This is a genomic window from Candidatus Acetothermia bacterium (assembly GCA_024653305.1).
In the GTDB taxonomy this organism is placed as follows: Bacteria; Bipolaricaulota; Bipolaricaulia; order Bipolaricaulales; family Bipolaricaulaceae; genus JACIWI01.
The window spans coordinates 115,528-124,272 of record JANLFW010000002.1; the positions used below are offsets into that span (position 1 = coordinate 115,528).

Genomic DNA, 8,745 nt, shown 5'->3' on the forward strand with positions numbered 1-8,745 from the left:
CAGTCGCGAGCATTCACCGCGGAGGCAGGGATGAGTAAGGCGAGGAACGTGGTGGTGGCCATGGGCGGGGGACCCACCCCGGTGATCAACAGCGCCCTCCGTGGGATCGTGGAAACCTGCCTCTCCTTCCCGGGGCGTTTCGGGACCGTGTACGGGGCCCGGCACGGGATCCTGGGGGTCCTCAAGGAGGAGCTTCTCGACCTTTCCGCCCAAGCAGAGGAGGAGATCGCCCTCCTCAGGACCACCCCGGCCGCCGGGGCCATCGGCACCGCCCGCTACAAGCTCACACGCGAGGAGGACCTGGCGCGGACCATCGAGGTGTTCCGCGCCCACCAGGTGGGCTACTTCTTCGGGATCGGGGGGAACGATACGCAAGAGGTGTGCCTCAAGGTGGCCCAGGCCGCCGAGGGGACGGGCTACGAGCTCACCGTGGTGGGCGTCCCCAAGACGATCGACAACGACCTCGGCGACGAGGAGTTCGAGCTTGTAGACCACACCCCGGGCTACGGGTCCGTGGCCCGCTACTGGGCGTGGACGGTCCAGTGCCTGGAAGAGGAGAACCGGGGCTCGGCCCCGGCCGACCCGGTGCTGGTGGTCCAGGCCATGGGCCGGCGGGTGGGCTACATCCCGGCGGCGGCGCGCCTGGCCGACCCCGAACGGGAAATCCCCCTCCTCATCTTCCTCCCGGAGATGAACCCCACCCTGGAGGAGCTCGCAGGCCTCGTGGCCGACACGGTCCGCCGGGAGGGGCGGGCCATCGTGGTGGTCTCCGAGGGGCTCAAGCTCGCCGAGCTCGGGGAGCGTCGCGATGCCTTCGGCCATGCCGCCTTCTCCTCCTCCCGCGCCACCGTGGCCCAGCTCCTGGTGAACCACCTGAACGACGTGGGCCTTCCGGCCCGGGGCCAGCTCCCCGGGACCGAGCAGCGCGACGCCATCCTCTACGCCTCGCCCGTGGACCTCACGGAGGCCCACCAGGTGGGGCGGAAGGCCGTGCTTCTCGCCGCCGAGGGGAAAAGCGGGGTCATGGCCACCATCCTGCGGGCCCCGGGGAACATCTACCGGGCGGAGTACGGGGCCGTCCCCCTCGCGGAGGTGGCGGGGAGGGATCGGCCCTTCCCCGCGGCCTGGGTCGACCGCGAGCGGGCCGACGTCACCGACGACTTCGTCCGCTACGCCTGGCCGCTTTTGGGGGAGGACCTGGTCTCGGTACCGATCGTGGACGGCCGGCTCAGGTTTGCGCGCCTGCGGCCGATCTTCGCCGAAAAGGTGCTCCCGGACTACACCCCTGCCGCCCATCGGGAGGGAGGATGAAATACCCGTCACGCGGGAGGTGACGATGGACTACAGGGCAAAGCTTGAGGAATTCACGCCGCGGCACGGGTTCCTGGTGTGCATCGACTCCGACGGCTGCGTGTTCGACACCATGGGAATCAAGCAACGGGAGTGCTTCTGCCCTTGGATGGTCGCGTACTTCGGCCTTCAGCCCGTGGCCCAGGCCGCCCGGGAGTGCAAGGAGTTCGCGGACCTCTTCTCCAGGACCCGGGGGGCCAACCGCCACATCACCATCAAGCGCATCCTCACCGAGCTCCTCCCCTCCCACCCCCAGGTGCGGCGACGGGGGTTCGAAGTGCCCCAGTACCCCCACTACTTCGCCTGGGTAGACGACCCGGGAAGCTCCCTCTCAAACGACGGCCTGAGGAAGGCGATCGCGCAGGCGAAATCGGAGGAGGAAAGAAGGGAGCTTGAGCACGTGCTCGAGTGGTCCGAGCGGGTGAACTGGGCCATCAAGGAGATCGTGCGGGGCATCCCCCCGTTCCCCTTCGTGCGGGAGTCCCTGATGGAGGGGCTTTCGGGGAAGGCGGACGTGGTGGTGGTCTCCCAGACCCCCCTGGAGGCGTTGGAGCGGGAGTGGGCCGAGCACGGGATCGACCGCTACGCGTCCCTCATCTGCGGCCAGGAGATGGGGACGAAAGCCGAGCAGGTCGCGGCCACCGCCCGCCACTACCCCAAGGACCACGTGCTCATGGTGGGGGATGCCCCCGGGGACCTCGAGGCGGCGCAAGCCAACGGCGTCCTCTTTTACCCCGTCGTCCCGGGGGAGGAGGAGGCCGCCTGGGAGCGCTTCTATCGGGAGGCCCTGGAGAGGTTCTTCGCGGGGAGCTACGCTGGCGAGTACGAGCGGGAGCTGATCGGGCGATTCGAGCGGGCGCTGCCGGAGCGGCCGCCGTGGGAGGTGGAGGGATGAAGGCGAACCTCGGTGTGATTGGCCTCGCGGTGATGGGGCAGAACCTGGCCCTGAACGTAGAGAGCAAGGGCCACCCGGTGGCGGTGTACAACCGCACCGCCGACCGGACCAAGGCATTTGCGGAGCGGACGCAAGGCCGGAAGGTGGTGCCCGCCTATACGCTTCAGGAGTTCGTGGCCACCCTTGAACGGCCGCGGGCGATCCTGGTGATGGTCAAGGCCGGCTCCCCGGTGGATGACGTGCTCGCCGAGCTTTTCCCTCTACTCGCCCCCGGGGACCTGGTGATGGACGGGGGTAACTCCCATTACGACGACACGGACCGGCGTTTGAAGCTCGCCGAGGACCGGGGCCTCCTGTACCTCGGGGTCGGGATCTCCGGGGGCGAGGCCGGGGCCCTCCATGGCCCGGCGATCATGGCCGGCGGCCACCTGGAAGGCTACGCACGGGTGAAAGGGATCCTGACCAAGATCGCCGCCCAGGGGCCGGAAGGCCCATGCTGCGGGTACTTCGGCCCGGGCTCCGCGGGGCACTACGTGAAAATGGTTCATAACGGAATTGAATACGCGATCATGCAAACCCTGGCCGAGGCCTACGACCTCATGAAGCGCGGGCTCGGGATGTCCCCCCACGAGATGGCCGACCTCTTCGGGGAATGGAACCGGGGGGAGCTCGGCTCGTATCTCCTGGAGATCACCGAGGGCATCCTCCGCACCTGCGACCCCGAGACGGGCGCCCCCCTGGTAGAGCTGATCAAGGATACCGCTCAGCAGAAGGGGACCGGGAAGTGGTCCACGCAGTCGGCGCTGGACATCGGCGCACCGGCGCCGACCATCGCCGCCGCCGTGTTCGCCCGGATCGTATCCGCGCTGAAGGACGAGCGTGCCCACGCTGAGAAGCTCATCCCCGGGCCCGAGCCGCATCTGGCGGCCGACCGCGCCGGGTTCCTCGCCGATCTCCACCACGCGGTGTACCTGACCGCTGTTTCCGCCTATGCCCAGGGCCTGAGGCAGCTCAGGGACGCCTCCCAGGAGCGGGGCTACGGCCTCGATCTCGCCGAGGTGGCCCGGGTGTGGATGGCGGGGTGCATCATCCGTGCGAAACTGCTCGTGCCCATCCGCCAAGCGCTCACGGCGCAGCCAGACCTGCCCATCCTGTTCCTGGCCGAGCCGTTCCGGTCGCGGTGGCACGACCACCACACCTCCCTCAGGCGGATCGTGGCCGAAGCCCACCGGCACGGGATCCCCACTCCAGCCATGAGCTCGGCCCTGGAGTTCGTGGACGCCTACCGCACCGGGCGGCTCCCGGCCAACTTGATCCAAGCCCAGCGGGACTGGTTCGGCGCCCACACCTACGAGCGGGTGGACCGCCCAGGGACGTTCCACACCGAATGGGGGTCCCCCAGAAGCCGTGATGCTTCTGGGGGCAAAACCCAAGGGGAGGCTGGGTGATGTTCTCCTTCGCCCCCGGTCGCCCCATCGCCGACCGGGAGTTCCGCGAGAAGCTGGGCGAGGCCTTGGCCGGGTTCAACGTCCGCGCAAAACGCGTGCTCGTGATCATCCCCGACCACACCCGCACCCTGCCCATGCCGGCCGCGTTCGAGACGATCGCCGAGGCCTATGCCCCCCAGGCCCGGACGCTCTCGTTCCTCATCGCCCTGGGGACCCACCCGCCCTTGACCGAAGCCGAGCTCGCCCGCCACCTTGGGCCCCGACTCCACGATTTCCCTGGCGTCCAGATCCTCCAGCATCGGTGGGACGACCCGGCGGCGCTGGCCCAGGTCGGGACCATCGCCCGGGAGGAGATGGCGGAGATCTCGGGAGGCCTCCTGCGGGAGGAGGTGCCGGTACGCGTCAACCGCGCGGTGCTGGAGCACGACTTTCTGATCATCTTGGGACCGGTGTTTCCCCACGAGGTGGTCGGGTTCTCCGGCGGGCACAAGTACTTCTTCCCCGGGATCGCCGGGCCGGATATGCTCCACGCCTCCCACTGGCTGGGGGCGCTCATCACCAACCCCAAGGTGAACGGCCATCGCGACACCCCGGTGCGGGCGCTGATCGAGCGGGCCGCGGCCCTGGTGCCCACCCCGCGCGCCGGGATCTCGCTCGTCATGCGCGGCCAAAGCCTCGTGGGGTTGTTCGTCGGCGAGGTGAAGGGCGCATGGGCGGCGGCGGCCGCGCTCTCCGCCGAGGTGAACATCGTGTGGGCCGATCGGGCCTATTCCACCGTGCTGTCCATGGCCCCGGCGATGTACCGGGAGCTGTGGACGGCCGGCAAATGCATGTACAAGCTGGAGCCGGTAGTCGAGGATGGGGGAGCCCTCATCATCTACGCCCCTCACCTGCACGAGGTATCAGTGACCCATGGGGAGTGGATCCTCACGGTGGGCTACCACACCCGCGACTACTTCCTCGCCCAGTGGGATAAGTACAGGGACGTCCCGTGGGCCGTGCTCGCCCACTCCACCCACGTCAAGGGGATCGGCACGTACCGGGGCGGGGTGGAACGGCCCCGGATCGAGGTCGTCCTGGCCACGGGGATCCCGGAAAACGTGTGCCGTCGGATCAACCTGGGGTACCAGGACCCCGCGTCCATCCGGCCCGAGGCGTTCATGGGCCGGGAGAAAGAAGGGGTCTTGGCGGTGCCCAACGCCGGAGAGATGCTGTGGCGGCTCGCCGACGGTACAGTGCCCGATATCGACCGGCTCTGAACCCTCTGCCCCGCAAGGTTGACCTGGGAGCAGTGCTGGTTATACTAGACCCACCCCAGGTGGGGTGGATGTAGAGGCGATGGAACGGATCGGGAGTCTGCACGAAGAGCCGATGCTCAAGGGCCAGCTCCTGCGCCAGGTCCGCACCGCGGAAGGGCATCTCGCGGGGATCGGGAAGATGATCGAAGAGGATGCCTACTGCGTGGACATCCTCAAGCAGATCGCCGCCGTCCAGGGGATCCTGGGCCGCACCGCCCGGGCCCTGGCCGCGTCCCACACCCGCCACTGCGTCCGCCACGCGATCGAGGAGGGCCATGGCGAGGAGAAGATCGAGGAGCTGTTCGAGGCCCTCAAGTACCTCCGCCATTTCTAGGTTCTGATCGGCGTGTTGCGCTGGGCAGGGGGCCACCGACGCCCCTGGGGAGACGGCCCCTTGGCAGCACTAAACGTCGTGGAACGTGGGGGCTTGGGCCTCGGCGAACAGGGCGGGGATCCCCCCGGTGTGGAGGAATACGACGACCTCGTCCTTCCGGAACCGCCCCTTCTGGACGAGGTCGATGAGGCCGGCCATGGCCTTCCCGGTGTACACCGGGTCGAGGAGGATCCCTTCGGTCCGGGCGAGGAGGACCACCGCCTCCCGCATCGCCGAGGTCGGCACACCGTACCCCGGGCCCACATACCCATCGTGGACCTCGATGGCCTCCCGGGGGATCTCCGTTCCGAGACCCAAGAACTGCTGGGCCTCCTCGAGGTTGCGGTGGATGCGCTCGGTGAGGGAAGAGGCCGCCCCAGACACGCTGATCCCGATCACCCGCATCTCCCCGTGAGTGTAGAGCGAGGATCCCAGGATGAGCCCGGTCTGGGTGCCTGCGGTCCCGCACGCGGTGACCACCGCATCCGGCGCCAAGCCCAGCTCTCGGAGCTGGGCCACGAGCTCGAGCACGCACCCCGCGTAGGCCAGGGCCCCATGGACCGGCTTGCACCCATTGGGGATCACGTAGGGAACTTCGCCCGAGGCCCGGAGGCGTTCGGCGATCTCCTCGGCCTTGGCCTCGGTGGCCCGGACGAGCTCCTCCCGGGTCGGGTATTGGGCAGGGCCCACAAAGTGCACCTCGGCTGGGCCGAGGATCCGGTCGAGGAGGAGGTTGCCGGTGGGGGCCGAGGGCTTTTCGCCGCGCAGGACCACAACCGTACGCAGCCCCAAACGGTTGGCGGCGGCGATCGTGAGCCGGACATGGTTGCTTTGCACGGCCCCGCTCGTGATGACCACGGTGGCCCCCATCGACTTGGCCTCGCCCAGGGCGTACTCCAGCTTGCGGACCTTGTTTCCTCCAAGCCCTAGGCCGCTGAGATCATCCCGTTTGCTGAAGATGTGGGGCCCGCCGAGGACTCGGGAGAGGTTCGGGAGTTCCTCAAGTGGGGTGGGGAAGCCCCCAAGCCGCAGCCGCTCCACCTTCCCAATCTGCATTCCCCCTCCTTCACGCCCTAGCCTGGGTGCCGGACGCGCCGAAACCCTCGCCCAGCCCGCAGGACGTCCAAGGCCGGCGGGACCGGTTGGCCCGGCGGTGCTGTTCGAGCCCGGTCAATTCTCCCCCCGCACAGACCAGAGCGGGAACCGAAACAGGTCCCGATCGAGTCCGGAGTTCCACCGCACGCAATCGAGAAACGGAGTCTGAACATTCCGATTGGATTTTCAACTGAGGGGTCACATCCCGTCAAGTGGTGTAGATTGGGTTCCCCGTGGTTTGTGACCATCTAGACGGCAGTCACCTCCTTCCCGGCGCCGATCAGCCGCAGCACGGAAGCAATGTTCGGGAACATCCCAACCACGCCGCACCGTCTCCCGATCTCCCGGTGCACCCACCACACCTTCTTACCCGTACGAGCCTTGCCCGCCACCTTCACAAACCCAACGCTAGCCACCTAGGGAGCCTCATCGCCATGTCCTACCTGCTCGCTGGCAGGCACGACCGCGGCTGGCCTACGTGAAACAGGAGGGAGCCGCTTGGTCTCACACACCTGCTGGACACCATTTGGCCTGAGGTAATGGTGGCACGCTATACTTCTATGGTGATCGGGGATGCCTGCGAAGGTTCCGTTGGAACGCGTTGGTCAGTTGATGAAGGCCGTTCTCTTGGAGCTCAGGAATGCGGGCGGTGAGGCACGGATCCGGGACCTGTTAACGGCGGTCGAGCCGAAGCTGAGCCTTTCCACGTACGAAAAGGCACCCTATGAAAAGTCTGGTTGGATCCGATGGAAAGCCATAGTCCATTTCTACTCCATTGACTGCGTCAAGGCGGGTTACATCCGAAAGTCCGGTGGGAAGTGGTACTTGACGGCGGATGGTGAGAGGGCGCTGCACCTTCCGCCGGAGGAGTTCATCCGTTCTGCCCAAGCCGCGTACCGGGCGTGGAAGACAAGCCAGGAGAAGGCGACGGAAGCCGACATCGACCTCACTGCTGAAGAACAAGGAGAGATCGTTCGACAGGCAGCGTACGAAGAGGCTTTGGCCCAAGCCAGGGCTGAGATCGAGGAGTACATCAACAACCTCGGGGCTTACGACTTCCAGAAGCTCGTTGCTGAACTGCTCAGGGCCATGGGGTACCACGTTCCGCATGTTGCTCCCCCTGGCCGGGACGGTGGGATTGACATCGTCGCCTACAAAGATCCGTTGGGGACCACCACCCCCCGGATCAAGGTTCAGGTAAAGCACCGGGACCAGAGGGTGACGGTCAAGGAGGTCCGCGAACTAGAAGGGTTGCTTCGCAAGGAGGGCGACATTGGGTTGATCGTCTCGTCAGGTGGGTTCAGCTCCGAGGTGGAGCGGGAGATACGCGCATCCACAAAGCACATCGAGACGATGGACCTCGACCGGCTCATCAACCTATGGCAGGAGCACTACGACAAACTCAGCGAGAGAGGGAAAGCCATGCTGCCCTTGATCAAGGTGTACTTCTTGGCTCCCACTGAGGAATAAGGTGGCACGTACAAATCTCGTTTCAGCTCCACCCCGAATCGTACTCAAGATCGGCTTCTGGTCGGCGATCTTCACCACCGCGTGGATCATCGTCTTCGACATCGCCATCGCACTCGGCGCAAGCGGCGTCCCAACGCGTTCGGTCGCTGTGGGTGCCTCTCTGTTGCTTGCCCTCTCATTTATCGTTCTTATGGCGAGCATCCACAGTTACGCTTCCCAGGAGAAGAAGGTCTTGAGTCAGATCGGGTTGTCATTTGCCATTGTGTATGCGGCTTTGCTGATATGGAACTACTACCTGCAATTGACCGTCGTACACACCAACCCCCACCTCTACGCGTGGCTGACCATGGATTTCACGCCCGATACGGCTTTCTGGTCGCTCGAAACGATTGGCTACACCCTCATGGGCTTGGCCGCGTTGTTCGCCCTGCCCATCTTTGCCAGAGGCCGAATCGAACGTGTGATCCGCGGGTGCTTCGTTGCCAATGCCGTGTTTACTGTTTTGGGTGGCATCGGCTATGTGCTGAGCAACAACCCTCTTCACGTGTTGGTTCTCGCAAGCCTGGCCGTATGGGCAATTGCGTTCCCCCTTGCGACGGCCTTGCTCGCGGTGGTGTTCAAACGCGCAGGAAAGACGAATGTGTGATGGCGAACAATACCACCGTCGCCGGGATTCTTCCTTGTGCGGGACCCTACCCCGCTTGCCCTGTTAGATTGCAGGACGCGAACATTCCGCTCGGATGTTCAAGTGGGACATGCGACCTCCCTTAGCTCGTAGTCCCGTCCCTGTTTCATCATCGACCACATGACCCGCAC

General features: G+C 66.0%; 9 protein-coding genes. 7 read left to right on the plus strand and 2 right to left on the minus strand.

Annotated elements, in window-relative coordinates; translation table 11 throughout:
• Positions 1-30: 30 nt before the first annotated feature.
• From NUV94_01745 to NUV94_01765, 5 genes are all read left to right on the plus strand, one after another.
• Positions 31-1,311 carry a diphosphate--fructose-6-phosphate 1-phosphotransferase gene (locus NUV94_01745; protein ID MCR4391512.1) on the plus strand — a complete coding sequence of 427 codons (1,281 nt, stop codon included), beginning with the start codon at positions 31-33 and terminating at the stop codon, positions 1,309-1,311.
• A 25-nt stretch (positions 1,312-1,336) separates the two neighbouring features.
• On the plus strand, positions 1,337-2,245 hold the full coding sequence (locus NUV94_01750) for an HAD family hydrolase (GenBank protein MCR4391513.1): 909 nt from the start codon (positions 1,337-1,339) through the stop codon (positions 2,243-2,245).
• Positions 2,242-3,693: an NADP-dependent phosphogluconate dehydrogenase gene (gene gndA / locus NUV94_01755; protein MCR4391514.1), complete on the plus strand. Its 1,452-nt coding sequence runs from the start codon at positions 2,242-2,244 to the stop codon at positions 3,691-3,693. Before NUV94_01750 ends, gndA begins: the two co-directional genes overlap by 4 nt.
• Entirely contained in the window at positions 3,693-4,952 is a 1,260-nt protein-coding gene (locus NUV94_01760) for a lactate racemase domain-containing protein (protein MCR4391515.1), read from the plus strand. The genes gndA and NUV94_01760 overlap by 1 nt, the downstream gene beginning before the upstream one ends.
• A 79-nt stretch (positions 4,953-5,031) precedes the next feature.
• Complete coding sequence (locus tag NUV94_01765) at positions 5,032-5,325, plus strand: metal-sensitive transcriptional regulator (protein ID MCR4391516.1); 294 nt, start codon at positions 5,032-5,034, stop codon at positions 5,323-5,325.
• Between the two features lie 69 nt (positions 5,326-5,394).
• On the opposite strand, the gene NUV94_01770 is transcribed toward NUV94_01765, so the two are convergent.
• Positions 5,395-6,420 carry a D-cysteine desulfhydrase family protein gene (locus NUV94_01770; protein MCR4391517.1) on the minus strand — a complete coding sequence of 342 codons (1,026 nt, stop codon included), beginning with the start codon at positions 6,418-6,420 and terminating at the stop codon, positions 5,395-5,397.
• Positions 6,421-6,707: 287 nt separating this feature from the next.
• Positions 6,708-6,812, minus strand: a complete 105-nt coding sequence (locus tag NUV94_01775; GenBank protein ID MCR4391518.1) for a transposase — start codon at positions 6,810-6,812, stop codon at positions 6,708-6,710.
• Between the two features lie 220 nt (positions 6,813-7,032).
• Between NUV94_01775 and NUV94_01780 the strand changes: the two genes are divergently transcribed.
• Both NUV94_01780 and NUV94_01785 read left to right on the plus strand, forming a co-directional pair.
• Positions 7,033-7,929, plus strand: a complete 897-nt coding sequence (locus NUV94_01780) for a restriction endonuclease (GenBank protein MCR4391519.1) — start codon at positions 7,033-7,035, stop codon at positions 7,927-7,929.
• A gap of 1 nt (position 7,930) precedes the next feature.
• Complete coding sequence (locus NUV94_01785) at positions 7,931-8,575, plus strand: hypothetical protein (GenBank protein ID MCR4391520.1); 645 nt, start codon at positions 7,931-7,933, stop codon at positions 8,573-8,575.
• Positions 8,576-8,745: the final 170 nt, after the last annotated feature.